This is a genomic window from Nostoc sp. UHCC 0870, from assembly GCF_022063185.1.
GTDB lineage: Bacteria > Cyanobacteriota > Cyanobacteriia > Cyanobacteriales > Nostocaceae > Trichormus.
The window spans coordinates 4,272,861-4,291,652 of sequence record NZ_CP091913.1 but is presented as its reverse complement, the minus strand read 5'-3'; the positions used below and the strand labels follow the sequence as shown (position 1 = coordinate 4,291,652).

The window sequence follows — 18,792 nt, the reverse complement described above, 5'->3', positions numbered from 1 at the left end:
TCTCTCCTTTGTCATGTTGTAGCTTGCTTTGACCTAGGAGTATGTAGCGACAGCGAAATGAAACATCTAGAGACTACGGTGCAAGTCCGAGATTCTTCCTTCCGCTCCGCTCCACTCAGAATGACAAATCGCTAGGATTGTGTATTGTGATAATTATTCATGCGAAAAAATAAAAAAACTTTCTCACGCAAAGCACGAGAACTTAAGAAGGGAAAATAGAAAGAAGTGTAGAGGGCAAGAGTGCAAAGGGTAAAGAATCCTCACGCCACAGCCACAGCCACCACGCGAAAACCAACATTGATGTTACGACTCGCGCGCGCGCCCCAAGTGCGATGGGCAGAACGGCAATCCCAGGCATAGTCGCCCCAACTACCGCCACGCAGAAGTTTGTATTCATTTATACTGCCAAGCCACTCACTAGCATCATTTGGAGCTTGATTATAATTTTCGTGCCACTCATCCTGACACCATTCGTATATGTTACCATACATATCAAATAACCCAAAGGGATTAGCAGGAAATTGCCCGACATCCGTTGTTTGCTTGTTATAATAATTTGCTAAATCCTTGGTAATCGCGTCACCAAAATAGTATGGGGTGGTCGTCCCAGCACGACAAGCGTATTCCCATTCCGCCTCACTAGGTAAACGATAGATTCTCCCAGTTTTTCGAGATAGTCTAGCGCAAAACTCCAACGCCTCATCCCAAGCAACTTGTTCTACAGGACAGTTAACACCTTTAAAAAAAGAAGGGTCGGGATTTAAATCAATATTTACCTTAGCAAAAGCAGCAACAACTTTCCATTGAGCTTGGGTAACGGGCAATTTACCCATAAAAAAGGGTTTAACACTGACCTTATGCTGTGGACGTTCAGAGTTAAATGAGTAAAATTGTCCTGGTTCATCTTCTGGTGAACCCATGAGAAATTTACCACCAGGAATCGCCACCATATCTAAAGCAACACCATTACCTAAGTTTTCTCTAAAATACTCAGCGCGTCCCCGACTGTGGTTGATTTCATGTTTCTTTCCTATACCCAAAAACCCAGATTTCAGGGTAATAGTAGCGGTGTCAAATTCAAAAGTCTGAGTTTGAATACCTGGGTTAGATTGAGCCTTAGATGCTTCCTGTTGTCGTTGTCGTTGTCGTTGTTGTTCCTGACGTAACCTTTCGGCTTCCTGCTGCTGGCGTTGTAATTCAGCTTTTCGTTGTTGTTCCTGACGTAACCTTTCCGCTTCCTGTTGCTGGCGTTGTAATTCAGCTTGTCTCTGTTGTTCTTGGCGTAATCTTTCCGCTTCCTGCTGCTGGCGTTGTGATTGTTGTGGCGCAAACACCCTTGCTTCTATCGCCGCGATATCTTCATCCCGCAATCCTAAATATTGTTGATAGTCTTGTAAGTCCTTTTGCGTTCCCTGGCTAAAGGGATATTCTTGCTTTACCGCATCAATTAACGCCTGTTCATACTCTTGTAACTTGCGTTCATACCCCCGATAGGGTTGCAAAACTTGCTCTTGAATTTCTCTAGCTTCATCTTCAGATAATCCCAACTCAACGCGCTTAGATTCCAGTATTCTCAACGCAAAGACAGAAAAATTACCTTGACCTTGCTGGGCGCGACTCGTGACTTCTTGCAGATATAATTCCTTGTTAATCTCAACTAAGACTGTAGGTGGTAATGATACTGACACCGAGATTAAAGCTTGCAATGCTTCCGTGGCGTTAGGATAGCGCATACTGAAGTGATGGCGCACCATTTTGGTTAATACTTCAGCCAAATGATTACTCACCTGCACTTGATTTTGCCAGATAATTTCCCCCGTTTGGGTGTCTTCTTCTAATTCTGAGGGCAAAACACCTGTTAAAGCTTGAATAGCCATTACCCCTAACGCATAAATATCGCTACCACAACAAGGTTTACCCCTATATTGCTCATAGGACATATAACCAGGTGTGCCAATCACAACGCTAGAATTGATTTCACCTTGAGAGTTCACCATTAATGTCCCAAGTTCTTTTACCGCGCCAAAGTCAATCAGCATAATTTTGCCATCTTGTTGTCGTCGCATCAGGTTTTGGGGTTTGATGTCGCGGTGAATCACTCCCTGTTGATGTACAAAAGATAAGATTTCTAGAGCATCCTGTAAAAGTTTGGTGACATAACTTTCACTCAGTCGCTTACCAGGGACTATTTCTCGACTCAGGTCTTGTCCTTCGATAAACTCTTGAACTATATAAAGATTCTGGTCTTGGTTGAAGTGTGCCAGAAGTTGGGGAATTTGGGGATGTTTCCCCAACCTTTCGAGGATAGCGGCTTCTTTCTCAAAAAATTCAATTACACGGGGTTCGGTTTGGTTGGGACGCAGTTGTTTGACGACACACAAAGGTTTGCTGGGTTGCAAGTTATCCCTAGCGAGATATGTGACAGCAAAGCCACCGCCGCCTAGTAATCGAATAATTTCGTAGCGTCCCGCCAGTGTGTTCAAGATGAGTGTAAACCCTGAGAAGCTTAATCAATTTTAGTGTAATTGTTAAGCGTTAAATCTGGCAAGCGCAATCATTGACACTCTCCGCGCTAAAGCAAAAAATTATAGAAATACTCACGCCGCTTTTGATATTCCTTTAATTTTTAAAGTATATCTAGCTCTGGTTTTTAAAATATTTAGTTGGTCAATCTGTGCCAATAAATAGTCTAAATTAGCTTCATCTTCAGCAGCAAGCAAATTCTCTGCATTTCGCTCCAATAAATCATTTAACTCGATTTGGACTTTTGGAGACAACATACTACCTGCCAAAGCTTGTAATTCATCCAAGCTTAAGCCAGTTAAAACTTCATCATCTTCTAGTGATGAATTTGTCAGTTGTTGGTATGTGGCTAAATCTAACAGCACACCAACTTTTTCTCCATCTTGATTGGTAACATACTGTATAGAATCAGACATATAAACTATTGGCGTTTATAACTACTAATCATAAGACTTCACGGTATGCAAGAAACTCAGTCCCTTTAGGGCTGAGAGGGATGGTTCGACGTGGCTCACCAGCCGCGACACGTTCGCGCAGCGTCTCCGAAGGAGAAACCGTTTTAACGGCATTGAATATTAGAATCATTACCGCCTTGGGGTTAATCTGTTTGGTGTGCTTTTGTAATGCACTTTAGACGGGACAATTACCGTTTCAAACTTTTCACCCTGTACGCATAATGTTTTGCTCAATAGAGCCTTCCCTTGCGGGAGTAATGTTAGCTTCGATCCGTTATAAGAGCTTGTTAGGCTTGCAACACTGTTCCAGTGACCTTAGAACTGTTTAATCACAAGCGACAGAGCAGGGGACTAGCTACGCATCCACAGGGTGTCATGACTCAAATAACGTTTACCTATTACTAGGTGATCTGGTCAGTACGGCTTGCTTGATTTCTCTTACAAGCCCAGTCCCTTTAGGGCTGGGTTACTGACAGTCTAAGCTAATGCCCAGCTAAATTGCATCACCACTTTTTGCAGTCGTTGACTGTTGACAGTCAACAGTCAAGAATCAAGGTTCGTAGTAAGGACTTTAGTCCTGATTTTTCTAAGGACTAAAGTCCTTACTACAAACTTGATAACCTAGTATTTTACCACCTTAGACATCGCCTCAAAAATCTAACGCACGGTTTCCCGCACAGCTTCAGTATCAATGGGTTTGATGAGGTAAACCATCAAGAGATTCCAAACAATGGCTGCAATTAAAGGTAGTTTACGAATCAGTTTCACAAATTTCGGCTGAGAACTGCGCTCAATTTCGGAAATTTTCAAGTTGTAACCTGCACAGCGTTGCAGTAGGGGGAAAAACTTGGGATGTTCGGTATTCAACATTACAGGAAAAGCCCGTCCCGCCGTTTCGTTGGTGTTGCGGACAACTTGAAGATCAAAATCTGTCGCATCAAGTCCCAGGGATTTGTAGAAACCGGAACGTTCATGAACTGTCAGGGTGTGGGTAGCAAATACTGATAGCAAGAAAAAGCGACTCCACAACCTAGCTTTCCAGTTGTTCCATAGTTGCGGTTGAGAACGTAAAAGTGCTTTGAATATGTCCCCGTGGCGGTTTTCGTCCTGACACCAACTCTCAAAGTAGCGGAAGATGGGGTAAAACTGGTTTTCCGGGTGCTTTTCTAAATGTCTGAAAATAATAATGTAACGCCAGTAGCCAATTTTTTCTGATAGATAAACGGTGTAAAGTACCCACTCAATCGGGAAGAAGGTATAGGTGCGGGTTTTAGTCACCGTGGCTAAATCTAGGGAGAGTTTAAAATCGCCCATTGCTTTGTTGAGAAACCCGGCGTGGCGGGCTTCATCACGCGCCATCAGTTGAAACATTTCTGCTAAAACTGGACTGCGATTTTTCAGCTTGCGGGATAATTCTTTGAAGAGTAAGAAGCCGGAAAACTCAGAAATGCAAGAACGTTCCAAATACTCAATAAACGCCTGTCTGGCTTCACCGTCAATGTGTTCCCACGACTGTTCAAAGGCTTCATCTCGAACGAAATGGTGGCGGTTGTAGTCTGCCCGCATTTCTGCCAACATTGCCTGTAACTCGTTTTCCTGGGCAGACAAATCCAGGTTGGCGGCGGTTTCAAAATCTGTAGTATAAAACCGGGGGGTGAGTACAGTTTCTTTGCTGGGGGTTTTGATTCCTGGTTTGGGTAGGGTATTAACCATAAGTAATGCGGTAATCAAGTAAATGATTTCATAGCTATCAAGTTATAATAGGTGGGATTCTTTGACTAGCACTCTTTACATTCCTTCAGCAAAGTTGGAAATACTACATATAAAGTAAAATTGGAAAAGCTTTGAGGAGTAGGGGTTAATGAATTTATTAAGTTTTGAAAATTCTCTGCTTTAATTTTACTTAATAACTATAAAGTTATTAACTAGTGATAAATACCCTTACTCAAAGTTTCAGAGGTTTTAACATGGGTCGTCATTCCGATAATTCTCTGCAAGAATCTCCAAATCACACAGTATTGCTGACCTCACCTACCAATACCATACCCAAGGATTCACAGCAGCGTGTGCAGCAATTCATGCAGACCTTACAGGATGAGATTTGCACAGCGTTAGAGCAACTTGACGGGGAAGCAAGCTTTCACCAAGACCACTGGGAGCGAGCAGAAGGGGGAGAAGGACGTACCCGCGTGATTCGAGAAGGGCGGGTGTTTGAACAGGGTGGCGTGAACTTTTCCGCAGTGTGGGGAAATAGCCTACCTGCTTCAATTTTGGCGCAACGTCCAGAAGCAGCCGGACATGAGTTTTTTGCCACAGGAACTTCAATGGTGTTGCATCCCCGCAATCCCTACGTACCAACAGTACATCTCAACTATCGCTACTTTGAAGCTGGCCCTATTTGGTGGTTTGGTGGTGGGGCTGATTTAACGCCATACTATGCCTTTCAAGAGGATGCGGTTCACTTTCATCAGACGCTAAAAAATGCCTGTGATGTCCATAATCCAGAGTATTATCCAGCATTTAAACGCTGGTGTGATGAATACTTCTATTTACGACATCGGGAAGAACAGCGAGGTATTGGCGGTATTTTCTTCGACTATCAAGATGCTAGCGGTAAGCTGTACGTTGAAAGTCAAACAGATAGTCCAGCCGCAATTTACAGCCAAAAAGTGGGAAATGTAGCGCGGAATTGGGAAGATATCTTTGCGTTTGTGCAGTCTTGCGGTCAGGCTTTTTTACCTGCTTACTTGCCTATTGTAGAACGCAGGCAAGGAATTGAGTATGGCGATCGCCAGCGTAATTTTCAACTTTACCGTCGGGGTCGTTACGTTGAGTTTAATTTGGTTTACGACCGAGGAACAGTATTTGGTTTGCAAACTAAGGGACGGACAGAATCGATTCTCATGTCTTTACCACCCTTAGCACGTTGGGAATATTGCTATGAACCGGAAGCAGGAAGCCCGGAAGCAGAACTGACGGAAGTTTTTCTCCAGCCTAGAGATTGGGCGTAGAAGAAGTCCTTGGCGCAGCCTCTCGTTGGCGTAGCCTCTCGTTGGCGTAGCCTCTCGAAGAGAAGAGAAGAGAAGAGAACGTCAGAGAAAAAATCCTTATTTCTCAAGGTAGGCTTCCGCCGTGAGCGTCAGCCGAACGGTAGAAACCCCACCCCTCCCTGCGGGACGCTGCGCGAATGTAGGTGGCTGTATTTAATTTTGAATTTTGAATTTTGAATTGATTCATGATGCAGGCAGAAAAAATCTTGTCAAAATTAGGAAAAGTACAACTAAACTACTAATCCAAAGAGCTAAAGAACCCCAACTAACAGAATCTTGGCTGAATTTTTGCCGGAAATTAGTAATGAGGTTATTCCGAATAGCCATATGAAAACCTCCGATTTTTATTAAATTCAATTGTTAATGTCCCGCAATTAGACAAATGCAATTGCTAATAAATTAATCCAGCTAGAAAATACCGGAGATAAAGATATTTTCTAGCTAAGATTAAAACAAAAATTTACAAAAAGATATTTGTTGATGCTTATATTTATTTTCCTATATCAAAATATTAAATATTCTCAGATGGGTAATCTTGAAAAAAATCTTAACGCTGGCTTAACTTTGTATAAAAAGTAGTAACTCAGATAAAAATCCTAAATTATTGCTGAGACTCCAGAACCCTAGTTGCTGGGAAAACATGGGGTTCATGATCACCAATCAAAATCGCAATATTTGTAACAGTATTTGCCACTTGAGATTATACCTACCAAAATAGTATGCACAAACCAGTGCATCTGATACGGGAGTAATTAATCGATGACTGATACTAAGCACAATTCGCCACGCCGTCGCCGTTCCTGGGCAGAACCATATAAAATCAAGGTGGTTGAGCCGTTGAAAATGACCTCTCGTGCTGAACGTGAGCAGGCGATCGCCGAAGCTGGGTACAATACTTTTTTATTACGTTCCGAAGATGTCTACATAGACTTACTTACAGATAGTGGAACATCTGCTATGAGTGACTCCCAGTGGGCGGGGATGATGATGGGGGATGAAGCCTACGCCGGTAGTAAAAACTTTTATCACTTAGAAGCAAATATCCAGAAATATTACGGTTATCGCTATATTGTCCCCACCCACCAAGGAAGGGGTGCAGAAAATATTCTGTCGCAGATTCTGATTAAACCAGGTGACTACATCCCCGGCAATATGTATTTCACCACAACCAAGCTACATCAAGAGTTAGCAGGCGGTACATTTATTGATGTGATTATTGATGAAGCTCATGATTCTAAATCTTTACATCCTTTCAAGGGCAATATTGACCTAGAAAAACTCACAGATTTAATTCGCCAAGTTGGTGCAGGACGCATTCCTTATATTAGTGTGGCGGGTACTGTGAACATGGCTGGCGGACAGCCGATTTCTATGGCTAATATGCGGGAAGTTTTCCAAATAGCTCAAAACCATGGCATTCGGGTAATTTTAGATGCTACCCGCGCTGTGGAAAATGCTTACTTTATCCAACAGCGAGAACCAGATTATCGTGATCAAGCGATCGCTACTATCTTACGGGAATTTTGCTCTTACACCGATGGTTGTACGATGAGCGGGAAAAAAGATTCCCTAGTCAATATCGGCGGTTGGCTAGCACTTAACGATCCTGATACTTACGAAGAAGCCCGTAATCGCGTAGTCATCTACGAAGGCTTACATACCTATGGCGGTATGGCTGGACGTGATATGGAAGCGATGGCGCGGGGGATTGAAGAATCCGTCCAAGATGACCATATTCGCGCCCGTGTGGGACAAGTTGAATATCTCGGTCAGAAGCTCATAGATTGGAATATTCCCATTGTGATGCCAATTGGTGGTCACGCGATTTATTTAGATGCCAAACGCTTTTTACCCCACATCCCCCAAGACCAATTTCCCGCGCAACGCCTAGCCGCAGAATTATATGTAGAAGCAGGAATTCGGTCTATGGAAAGGGGTATTGTTTCCGCCGGACGCAACAAAGATACAGGCGACCACTATTATCCAGACTTAGAACTACTGCGTCTGACGATTCCGCGCCGTGTTTATACTCAAGCCCACATGGATTTAACAGCTGAAGCAGTTGATGAAGTATATTACAATCGCGATCGCCTGGGTGGAATGCAGATGATTTACGAACCTAAATATCTCCGCTTCTTTCAAGCCCGCTTTGAACTGCTGTAATCGTAATTTAGCTGCATGGAATCTATGATTGTGGGGGCGCAAGAATTTGCTCCCCTACGAAATTAAATATAAATACATCAAAAAATACATTTATCTACATCACAAAGTTTAATGTTGAACCTCTTGCTTTCCTCAATTTAGACTGTAATGATGACTATATGAATTCTGAAAATCAAGTAACATTTTTATACTTGAGTTAGAAAAATTAAATATCTTGCGTGCATCATTAATTATTGATGGCGATCGCTATAATACTGTTGATAAAATATAGTTTTGTAAACTTTTTATAGCGTTTATACAACTATTCTTCAGTATTATCTGGGCAAAAAAGAATTAGGGCAAATTAAATCCAACTACCCTCATGCACCATCAAAGCTTTACTGGTAGCACTTAACTAACCTATGGTTGCTATAAGTATAAATACTCTTATTAGGAACTTTTCGTTTAACTGTCAGTCTTCTAAATGTGGCAGAAATGTTTAAGTAAAATTCCGCAATTGTCACCAGGACAATTGAATGTATATCATGGCATCTTTAACAAGAAATTCAGTATCTGGCAGTGTTTTTCCCCAGCGATAAGTATTGCCAACAGTTTTTATACTACTTTGTTCCTCACTATGGCTGATAAACACGACAAAATTAAATTTCCTCTTTGGCAGTACCTTAACCAACCGTTATTTAGCCGTGATTCTAGATTAGAACTCAATCCCCGTCGTTTTGCCTATAGCTGGCGCATTGGACTTTTAGAACGGTGCTGGTATAGAGAATGTGATGCTAAAGGGCCACAACAGCATTAGATTTTCAACATTGGCTCAATAACTACATATCTGGAAATTAAGCCTCGTCCACAAAACGGGGCTTTTTCCGTGTTGTAACGGGGATTTAAACCCCGCCACAACACTTGCAGTTTGATAGAAGCCGGGGACTTAATCCCCTACACTTTGTTAAAAGAACTAATGACTAATGAATAATGTAACTTATAACACATTAAATGCGGAAGTGAAATTTTCGTAAACGCGTTAATCTAGGATGCTGTTGCTGACAAAACTATCCTCCCCATATATTAGTGCTTTAAAATTGCATAGTACTAAGGGCTAGGATGCTTGGCATCAGTAATTTCTTTCATTTTTAATTTTTAATTTTTAATTTTTAATTACTTCGTATGTCCTTTGTACCTTTACATATTCACAGTGATTACAGTCTGCTTGATGGTGCAAGTCAGCTACCATATTTGATTGATCGCGCGATCGCACTGGGGATGAAAGCGATCGCCATCACTGATCATGGTGTAATGTATGGTGCTGTCGAACTACTGAAAATCTGCCGTAGTAAGAATATTAAGCCAATTATTGGCAACGAGATGTATATCATTAACGGCGATATCGAAAAGCAGGAACGCCGTCCTAAATATCATCAAGTTGTGTTAGCCAAAAATAATAAAGGTTATAAAAACTTAGTCAAATTAACTACAATTTCTCACCTTAACGGTGTACAAGGTAAAGGTATTTTTTCTCGCCCTTGTATTAACAAAGACTTATTAAAACAATATCGTGAAGGTTTAATAGTTACTAGTGCCTGTTTAGGGGGTGAAATTCCCCAAGCGATTATGAGCGGTAGACCAGATGCAGCCAGGAAAGTAGCCCAGTGGTATAAAGATGTATTTGGGGATGATTTTTATTTAGAAATTCAAGACCACGGCTCGCAAGAAGACCGCATTGTTAACGTCGAAATTGTCAAAATAGCTAGAGAATTAAACATTAAATTTATTGCTACCAATGACTCTCATTTTATTTCTTGTTTTGACGTAGAAGCTCACGATGCGTTGCTGTGTATTCAAACAGCCAAGCTGATTAGTGAAGAAAATCGGATGCGTTATAGCGGTACAGAGTATCTGAAATCTGCTGAAGAGATGCAGATCCTATTTCGTGACCATTTACCCGATGATATCATTACGGAAGCGATCGCCACAACCGAAGAAGTTGCTGATAAAGTCGAGCCTTACCAAATTATGGGTGAGCCGCGTATTCCTAATTATCCCATTCCGGCTGGTCACACTGCTGATACTTATGTTGAAGAAGTTTCTTGGCAAGGATTATTAGAAAGATTAAATCGCAAATCCCGCAGTGAAGTTGATCAAGTCTACAAAGAAAGACTGGAATATGAACTAAAAATGTTGCAACAGATGGGTTTCTCCACATACTTTTTAGTTGTGTGGGACTACATCAAATTTGCTAAAGATAATAATATTCCCGTGGGGCCAGGTCGGGGTTCAGCCGCAGGTTCACTAGTCGCCTATACAATGGGAATCACTAATATTGACCCAGTGCATCACGGCTTACTATTTGAGCGATTTTTGAATCCAGAACGTAAATCAATGCCTGATATTGATACAGATTTCTGTATTGAACAACGGGATAAAGTGATTGATTATGTAACTGATAAATACGGTAAAGATAAAGTCGCGCAAATTATCACCTTTAACCGTCTAACTTCTAAAGCAGTATTAAAAGATGTCGCCAGAGTATTAAATATTCCCTATGGGGAATCCGACAAAATGGCGAAACTTATTCCTGTGGTGCGAGGTAAACCAACTAAACTCAAAGTGATGATTTCTGATGCTACCCCAGCACCAGAGTTTAAAGAAAAATATGATAATGACCCCACTGTGCGCCGTTGGCTGGATATGGCGATGCGAATTGAAGGGACGAACAAAACCTTTGGAGTTCACGCCGCCGGTGTCGTAATTTCTGCCGACCCATTAGATGAAATAGTCCCATTGCAAAGAAATAATGACGGGTCTGTAATTACGCAATATTTCATGGAAGACCTGGAATCAATGGGTTTGTTGAAAATGGACTTTTTGGGTCTAAGAAACTTAACCATGATTCAAAAAACCATTGATTTAATTGAAGAAAATCATGGTTTTACAGTTGACCCCTATGAAATTACCAATCAAGAACGCAAAGCCCAAAAAATATTAGCTAAAGGTGAGCATAAAACTCTGCCTAAAGATGTCCAAAAAACCTATGAATTATTAGAATCTGGGGAATTAGAAGGGATATTTCAGTTAGAATCTTCGGGGATGAAGCAGATAGTCCGAGATTTGAAACCTTCCAATATTGAAGATATTTCTTCCATTTTGGCACTATATCGACCAGGCCCCTTAGATGCAGGATTAATTCCTAAATTTATTAACCGTAAACATGGTAGAGAAAATATTGATTATGACAGCCAGATTTTAGAACCCATATTAAATGAAACCTATGGCATCATGGTCTATCAAGAGCAAATCATGAAAATTGCTCAGGATATGGCTGGCTATTCTTTAGGACAAGCCGACTTGCTGCGCCGTGCTATGGGTAAAAAGAAAGTTTCTGAGATGCAGAAGCAGCAAGAAAAATTTATTGATGGGTCAACTAAAAACGGCGTGAAAAAGCAAGTAGCCGAACAGCTATTTGAAGATATGTTAAAATTCGCCGAATATTGTTTAAGTTATGAAACGGAAATTTTAACAGTTGAATATGGCTTTTTACCCATTGGCAAGATTGTAGAAAAACAAATTGAATGTACAGTATATACTGTTGATAGCAATGGCACTGTTTATACTCAAACCATTGCTCAGTGGCATAATCGCGGTCAACAAGAAGTGTTTGAATATTGCTTAGAAGATGGGTCAATTATTCGGGCGACAAAAGATCATAAATTTATGACTACAGATGGTCAAATGTTACCGATTGACGAAATATTTGCACGAGAATTAGATTTATTACAAGTTAAACAAGCAAATGTATTTGCTCAATCTTAAGGGTGTAGTAAACATTAAATTATAGTGGCGTGTCAAGGCTAACGTACCTTGAATTGTTGACGGTGCGTTGCGCTGTGCGACAACACACCCTACATTAAAATTTCTTAACATACTTTGAAATATTAAAACCGACTTACTTACTATATAAAGTAGGTTTAAAAAACTTCCTTAATCTATAAAATAATTTCTAACTTTTGTTAGATGAATAACTCGCTTTTTATCTCTAAATTTAAATAGTGCATGGCAGCTAAATTGGCAATATCAGCAATATGCTTTTACTGAATATCATCCCTAGTTAAGCTTATTAACTAAGCAATACATTTCTGCCAATTTGAAAATCATTCACCTTCAATTAATGGAGTGTAACAATGAAGAATTTATTTACTAAGGCAATTAATCTGATCAAGTTTATATCTCAAACCTTTGAATTTAAGCGATTTTTTGCTATTGCCTTAGTTGGTTTTTTAGTGCTAACAACAAGCTTAAATTCTAACATTGATTCTGGACGTAGCCGCGATACTGTAATCAGAAGGCTGGACAAAGTTGTACATCAGGATGATGCTGATAGACCCAAAACCACAGGAGAATGGAATAAAGAAGCGCGTCAAACGGAAGATGCTCCTGGTGAAAGAGCTAAAAGAATTGCTAAAGAATCTGGCGAAGCTTTAAAGCAATGGGGTTCTGTGTACTCGGATACAGCTAAGAGAAGTGCTAACGAACTCCAAGACAATAATAGATAGGGTTTCTCGATTCAGTGAGGTACAAGAACCCCACCCCCCTCCTCCCCGCCAGCGAGGAGGGGCTATTACATATCTAATTCAATTGGTATTACTTATTTCTTTTTAGGAATAACATTTCTAATACCGCTTTTTACACCAACACTATCACCTTGGTAACGAGGGATGATATGAATACTGGTGTGCATAATATTTTGCCCTCCAGCGCGGTTGATGTTCATCCCTACATTAAAACCATCAGGTGTGAATTCAGCTTTAATAATTTCTTGAACTTTATTCACCATTAACCAACACGCAGATTGTTCTGGAAAGGGTAACTCGAAATAATTACTCACATGACGCTTAGGAATTACTAAAACGTGTCCTTTGCTGATAGGATAAGCATCTAAAATTGCATAGGCTGTTGCTGATTCAGTTAATAAATTTAGATTTTTACGTGGATTGCAAAATATACAATAATTATCTGAATGTCGCTGATGATTGTAATGAATATATTCATATAATTCCCTCATTTCATCTAGATAAATGGAATTGAAGGGGAGTTTTACAATACATTGATATGTAGGCTTTTTATGCACATAATGCTCTCTAAAACCTTCTTTTTTCAGATCTCGTCTAACAGCATAATAAGCTTTACCTCCTGGTTTTAATAAATGGGCTACTTCCATCATCACATTCGCTTGTTCTTCAGGAGATAAAACATTTAAAACATAAAAGCAAATTATCGTATCAAATTTATTGTGAGGGTATTGGGGAAAATAGTAAGGGTCATAGCCTGTAATATCAAAGCCTTTTTGTTGTAATAATTTAACATCATTACCAAAGCCACAACCAAAATCTAATATTTTGCCTTGTAGTAGATTTTGATTTAATAAAAACTGTGCAGGGAATGACAGGTAGTTTCTTTCAATCGCCGTAAGATGGCTGAATTGATTCTTTTGCTGCTTCATGCAATTTGGTGTTGATTTTCCCTGCTGTTAATTAGCGATCGCATACTTGCTGCCACAGGGAGTCTATAATTAATTATTCCCTGATAGCATTAGGCGATCGCATCCGGGTCAACACCTAGCTCACGCAACTTAGCAGCTAATCTATCCGCACGTTGACGTTCTTGCTCTGCTTGTTCGCTACTCCACAATAATAAATTTCCTGCTCCATCCCACCACCGTAGCCAATTCATAGTTTGGCAAAGTCTTTCACCTTGCCAAATTCCCAGAAATAACTCCAACTCAGGAATCCAAAAATACCCGTTAGTATCTGGTGGCTGTAAAACATATTTTTCATCCTGCAAACACCGTACTTCTAAAATTGGTTCGTAGGGGTCGTAGGTGACGTAGGTGGGAACTTGGAGAATCTTTTCATAAAAATAGAGTTTACCGTATGGGGGACTGGAGCGTACTGATAGTTCTCCATTCTCCGTATCTGAGAGAAATTCCATCACCACAGACACAGCCGCGCCTTCTAAATGGGGTGTGTAACTACGACGAATTACATCAGTTGCTACAGGTTGTACTTGCGGTACATAAAACCAATCAGGTGCTTTGACAACGATTTTTTTATTAACTGTCGCTACTAGTCCAAAATTAGAGCCGATGAGCATTTCGGGTTGAATGCGTCCGTTAGAACCTAAAGCATCTGTCAGTGCTGCTGCAAGAGGAGGTTGCTGAATATTTTCCACAGGGTCGTCAGGTAAAATAAAATCACTTGGGAGTGCTTCCCACGTAACATTTAACTTTTTTTCAGTAGGGCTGATTTGTAGAACCATAATAACTGTTGATGGTTGACTGATGACTGATGACGGTTAACTGCATCTGTTATGGAAACTTGCGATCGCGTACTTCTGTGGCGTAATCTTGTACAGCTTTAGTGATTGTCTCCCGTAAATTTGTATAGACTTTGGCAAATGGTGGTTGTTTTTCTGATAATCCCAGGATATCTGAAGTGACTAAAACTTGACCATCACAATGAGAACCTGCACCAATACCAATTGTGGGAATGGTAAGTTTTTGTGTAATCTGCATTGCCAAATCTGCGGGTATATGCTCTAAAACGATCGCAAATACACCCGCTTGCTCTAGTGCGATCGCTTCGTTTAAAATTCTGTTGGCTGTTTCCTCAGTCTTCCCCTGTTGTCGCAAACCCAACTGATGTACTGACTGCGGTGTCAAACCTACATGACCCATCACCGGAATTCCCGCCTGCACCAACCGCGTTACCGTCTCCACCATTGCGGGATAACCACCTTCTAATTTGACGGCTTGCGCTCCTGTTTCCTTTAATACCAGTCCAGCCGAGCGGATTGCTTGTTGGATACTTTCTTGATAGGTCAAAAACGGCAAATCCACCACCACCAAAGCACGTTTTACCCCCCGACATACAGCTTTGGCATGGTGCAGCATTTCTTCTAAAGTAATTGGCAGAGTATTTTTATACCCCAGAACCGCCGCCATCGAGTCCCCCACCAGGATTAAGTCTACACCAGCCGCATCGAGGATATGAGCGATCGCATAATCCCATGCCGTCAACGCCACAATTGCACGTCCCTGTTGTTTGAATTGAATTAATTGCTGGGTAGTAATTGCCATAGAGGTTACAGGTTACAGGTGACAGGTTACAGGTTGTAGGTTACAGGAGAGAACTGTCATCTGTCACCTGTTCCCTCATTTCACAGCACGACTGAAAGCCAGATGAGGTTTTGCACTCTTCATAGTCGGCATTAACCAAGCTAGACCTTCACTTGTGCCAATCCATAATTTATTGGCAACATCGGGTACAAGTGTAAGCACTCGACTAGAGGGAAGTCCCGCTACTTCATCCAACAACGCGCCTGTATTTGGATTTAATCGTAACAAACCATTGTGAGTCCCTACCCACACACTACCATCTTGAGCAAAACGAACGGCTGTCACATTCTTACCTCGCAATCGAGCCACAGACCGCAACACTATCCCCGTTTTGGGATTAATTACTAGTAAATTATTAGGCATTCCCGCCCAAATCAACCCTTCTGGACTAATAGCTAAAGCTTGTACTGTCGTCCCCGGTAAATCGTTGATTCGCTTCATTATCAACGCACTGGCGGTATTAACTCGCACTAAACCATCCAAAGTTCCCACCCACAGTTGACCATCAGCATCTAAAGTTAGAGTATTGGCACTCACACCAGGCAAATTCTTAAGTGTGGTCATAATTAAACCTTGGTCAGGACTAATTAAAGCCAAACCATTGTCAGTTCCAGTCCACAAATAACCCCGCTTGTCAACAAGCAATGACAAAACCCGCTTGGAAGGCAAAAATAAATTCTGGGCTGTAATTTCATTAGTACGCGGTTCTACTCGTATCAACCCTTCATAACTACCTACCCACAACCGCCCTACTTTATCTTGCGCTAAAGCACCAATGGCAGTATTAGGTAGACTAACACGCGCCAAAATTTTCCCCGTTTTAGGGTCAATGCGAGATAATCCCCGCCAAGAACCTACCCAAAGATTACCTGCAAAATCTGCTAGTAAGTTACTAACGCGATAATCAGTTTCTACTGAACGCTCTTCCAACTCCCGTTCATCAGGTAAGGGAGCGACTCGTGGCGGTGGCGCAGTTGCAGGATAAGAAGGGGCTAAGTCAGAAGGATTAACAGAATCAACCTTAGAGGTTGTTTGTGCCTTAACTGAAATATTTGGCACAACCATTAACCCCAACAACATTGAAGTAATGAGTAAACTAGTCTGCTTTTGAAATAATACCACGGCGAAATTCCCTTGAGAGACAATACCTATAGCCATTGCCTAAACTGGCTAGCTAACAATTGATCTCAGTTTTCCCGGAGTTGGTAGTTTTTAAACAGGTAGAACTTGGCAATTCGCAATTCGCAATTCGCAATGACGCTCGCGGACTCGCTACCGCTACGCTAACGTAATTACGTTTTGTGTTGGGGTCTAAATCCCCGACACAAAACGCACTGCCTATACAGGTAGGGGACTTAAACCCCCAAATTTCGTTCAAAATGCAAAATACTCTTCCAGAGTTCGCGGTAGCGTTGCGTAGCAAAGCCAGCTACAAAATTCAATCAACACCGGCTAAACGCCGCGCTACCGCTAACACAACTCACTACTCAGCACTCTCTACAGCTAAAGAATACTTTTGTAAAGTCATCGTAACAAAATGTTTAACTATTTGTGTAATAACTAATTCAAATCAATAAGTTAAAAACTTTCAAAGTTTAACTTATGCAATTTCTTGATATATTGTGAGACAAGTTACAAATTACGCGGTGTGCAATTTTGATCTTTCGCTCATCACTCTACTGGATATTGCGTCAAGCAAATTCTCTCCTGTTCAATGTTTCCCGTAAATCAGGAAGACATCAGGAAAGTGTGGGCGGAAATTTGTGAAAACTAGCCCAATTTCCTAAATCATCTGGAATTCAGGGATATAAGTCATACTTTCTGCCTAGCGCGAAGGTAGCGATTAGTAAAATAATTTTCCTGTTTTTCTCCTTGCTGATAGTCAGGTAGAGTGAACGTGAGAAAAATTTACACAAAACGTGGTTTGATAAATAAAAAGAGTGACATCTTGGAAGGATAAATATGTCGTACGCTCAAACGAAAACTCAGGCTAAATCTGGGTATCAAGCCGGGGTTAAAGATTACAGACTAACTTATTACACACCTGATTACACACCTAAAGATACAGATATTCTTGCTGCTTTCCGGATGACTCCCCAACCCGGAGTTCCACCAGAAGAAGCAGGTGCTGCTGTAGCTGCTGAGTCTTCCACTGGTACTTGGACCACTGTATGGACAGACTTACTTACCGACCTAGATCGCTACAAAGGTCGTTGCTACGACATCGAACCAGTTGCAGGCGAAGATAACCAATACATCGCTTACGTTGCTTATCCTCTAGATTTGTTTGAGGAAGGCTCTGTCACCAATATGTTGACCTCTATTGTAGGTAACGTATTTGGTTTTAAAGCTTTGCGCGCATTGCGTCTAGAAGACTTACGGATTCCCGTAGCATACCTGAAGACTTTCCAAGGTCCTCCCCACGGTATTCAAGTTGAGCGTGACAAATTAAACAAATACGGTCGTCCTTTGTTGGGTTGTACAATCAAACCCAAATTAGGTCTGTCTGCTAAAAACTACGGACGTGCTGTATACGAATGTTTGCGTGGTGGTTTGGACTTCACCAAAGACGACGAAAACATTAACTCCGCACCTTTCCAACGTTGGCGCGATCGCTTCTTGTTTGTAGCAGAAGCAATCCACAAAGCACAAGCAGAAACCGGCGAAATCAAGGGTCACTACTTGAACGTCACCGCACCTACCTGCGAACAAATGCTGGAACGGGCTGAGTACGCTAAAGAACTCAAAATGCCCATCGTCATGCACGACTACCTGACCGCAGGTTTCACAGCTAACACCACCTTGGCTCATTGGTGTCGTAAGAACGGTATTTTGCTGCACATTCACCGTGCGATGCACGCCGTTATCGACCGTCAAAAGAACCACGGTATTCACTTCCGTGTATTAGCTAAAACCCTGCGGATGTCTGGTGGTGATCACATTCACACCGGTACAGTTGTTGGTAAATTGGAAGGTGAACGTGGTATCACAATGGGCTTCGTTGACCTGTTGCGTGAAAACTACGTTGAGCAAGACAAGTCTCGCGGTATCTACTTCACCCAAGATTGGGCTTCTATGCCTGGTGTAATGGCAGTTGCTTCCGGTGGTATCCACGTATGGCATATGCCCGCGTTGGTAGAAATCTTCGGTGACGACTCCGTACTACAATTTGGTGGTGGTACACTTGGTCACCCCTGGGGTAACGCTCCTGGTGCAACCGCTAACCGCGTAGCTCTGGAAGCTTGTATCCAAGCTCGTAACGAAGGACGTAACATGGCTCGTGAAGGTAACGACATTATCCGCGAAGCGGCTAAGTGGTCTCCTGAACTAGCCGTTGCTTGCGAACTGTGGAAAGAAATCAAGTTCGAGTTTGAGGCAATGGATACCGTCTGATAAAGCCTGAAGGTGTAAGGATGAAGGTTAAACAAAAATCTCT

The 18,792-nt window shown here is 41.6% G+C and carries 13 protein-coding genes; 6 read left to right on the top strand and 7 right to left on the bottom strand.

The window, feature by feature from the left end; translation table 11 throughout:
* Nucleotides 1-260 precede the first annotated feature (260 nt).
* The 3 genes from L6494_RS18100 to acsF all read right to left on the bottom strand — a co-directional run bounded on the left by L6494_RS18100 (nt 261) and on the right by acsF (nt 4,691).
* Nucleotides 261-2,483, bottom strand: a complete 2,223-nt coding sequence (locus tag L6494_RS18100; RefSeq protein ID WP_237989068.1) for an SUMF1/EgtB/PvdO family nonheme iron enzyme — start codon at nt 2,481-2,483, stop codon at nt 261-263.
* Nucleotides 2,484-2,597: 114 nt separating this feature from the next.
* On the bottom strand, nt 2,598-2,939 hold the full coding sequence (locus L6494_RS18095) for a hypothetical protein (protein ID WP_237989067.1): 342 nt from the start codon (nt 2,937-2,939) through the stop codon (nt 2,598-2,600).
* A 696-nt stretch (nt 2,940-3,635) separates the two neighbouring features.
* Nucleotides 3,636-4,691 carry a magnesium-protoporphyrin IX monomethyl ester (oxidative) cyclase gene (gene acsF / locus L6494_RS18090; RefSeq protein ID WP_237989066.1) on the bottom strand — a complete coding sequence of 352 codons (1,056 nt, stop codon included), beginning with the start codon at nt 4,689-4,691 and terminating at the stop codon, nt 3,636-3,638.
* 254 nt (nt 4,692-4,945) lie between these two features.
* On the opposite strand from acsF, the gene hemF reads away from it, so the two are divergent.
* From hemF to L6494_RS18065, 5 genes are all read left to right on the top strand, one after another.
* On the top strand, nt 4,946-5,989 hold the full coding sequence (gene hemF, locus L6494_RS18085) for an oxygen-dependent coproporphyrinogen oxidase (RefSeq protein WP_237989065.1): 1,044 nt from the start codon (nt 4,946-4,948) through the stop codon (nt 5,987-5,989).
* Nucleotides 5,990-6,787: 798 nt separating this feature from the next.
* On the top strand, nt 6,788-8,191 hold the full coding sequence (locus L6494_RS18080) for a tyrosine phenol-lyase (RefSeq protein ID WP_237989064.1): 1,404 nt from the start codon (nt 6,788-6,790) through the stop codon (nt 8,189-8,191).
* A 463-nt stretch (nt 8,192-8,654) separates the two neighbouring features.
* A complete protein-coding gene (locus tag L6494_RS30985; RefSeq protein ID WP_330911023.1) occupies nt 8,655-8,987 on the top strand; it encodes a hypothetical protein in 333 nt (110 codons plus the stop codon).
* Between the two features lie 365 nt (nt 8,988-9,352).
* Nucleotides 9,353-11,995 carry a DNA polymerase III subunit alpha gene (locus L6494_RS18070; protein WP_237989063.1) on the top strand — a complete coding sequence of 881 codons (2,643 nt, stop codon included), beginning with the start codon at nt 9,353-9,355 and terminating at the stop codon, nt 11,993-11,995.
* A 368-nt stretch (nt 11,996-12,363) separates the two neighbouring features.
* Nucleotides 12,364-12,735, top strand: coding sequence for a hypothetical protein (locus tag L6494_RS18065; protein WP_237989062.1), 372 nt, complete (start codon nt 12,364-12,366; stop codon nt 12,733-12,735).
* 92 nt (nt 12,736-12,827) lie between these two features.
* Here the strand turns inward: L6494_RS18065 and L6494_RS18060 are convergent, their stop codons facing one another.
* From L6494_RS18060 to L6494_RS18045, 4 genes are all read right to left on the bottom strand, one after another.
* The gene (locus tag L6494_RS18060; protein WP_237989061.1) at nt 12,828-13,682 is read right to left on the bottom strand and encodes an HIT family protein; all 855 of its coding nucleotides are present in this window, start codon (nt 13,680-13,682) and stop codon (nt 12,828-12,830) included.
* 89 nt (nt 13,683-13,771) lie between these two features.
* The gene (locus tag L6494_RS18055; RefSeq protein WP_237989060.1) at nt 13,772-14,497 is read right to left on the bottom strand and encodes a Uma2 family endonuclease; all 726 of its coding nucleotides are present in this window, start codon (nt 14,495-14,497) and stop codon (nt 13,772-13,774) included.
* Between the two features lie 49 nt (nt 14,498-14,546).
* Nucleotides 14,547-15,317 (bottom strand): 3-methyl-2-oxobutanoate hydroxymethyltransferase, encoded by a 771-nt coding sequence (panB, locus tag L6494_RS18050; RefSeq protein ID WP_237989059.1) that lies wholly within the window; start codon nt 15,315-15,317, stop codon nt 14,547-14,549.
* Between the two features lie 75 nt (nt 15,318-15,392).
* A complete protein-coding gene (locus L6494_RS18045) occupies nt 15,393-16,514 on the bottom strand; it encodes a ligand-binding sensor domain-containing protein (protein WP_237989058.1) in 1,122 nt (373 codons plus the stop codon).
* 804 nt (nt 16,515-17,318) lie between these two features.
* Between L6494_RS18045 and L6494_RS18040 the strand changes: the two genes are divergently transcribed.
* Nucleotides 17,319-18,749, top strand: a complete 1,431-nt coding sequence (locus L6494_RS18040; protein WP_237989057.1) for a form I ribulose bisphosphate carboxylase large subunit — start codon at nt 17,319-17,321, stop codon at nt 18,747-18,749.
* Nucleotides 18,750-18,792: the final 43 nt, after the last annotated feature.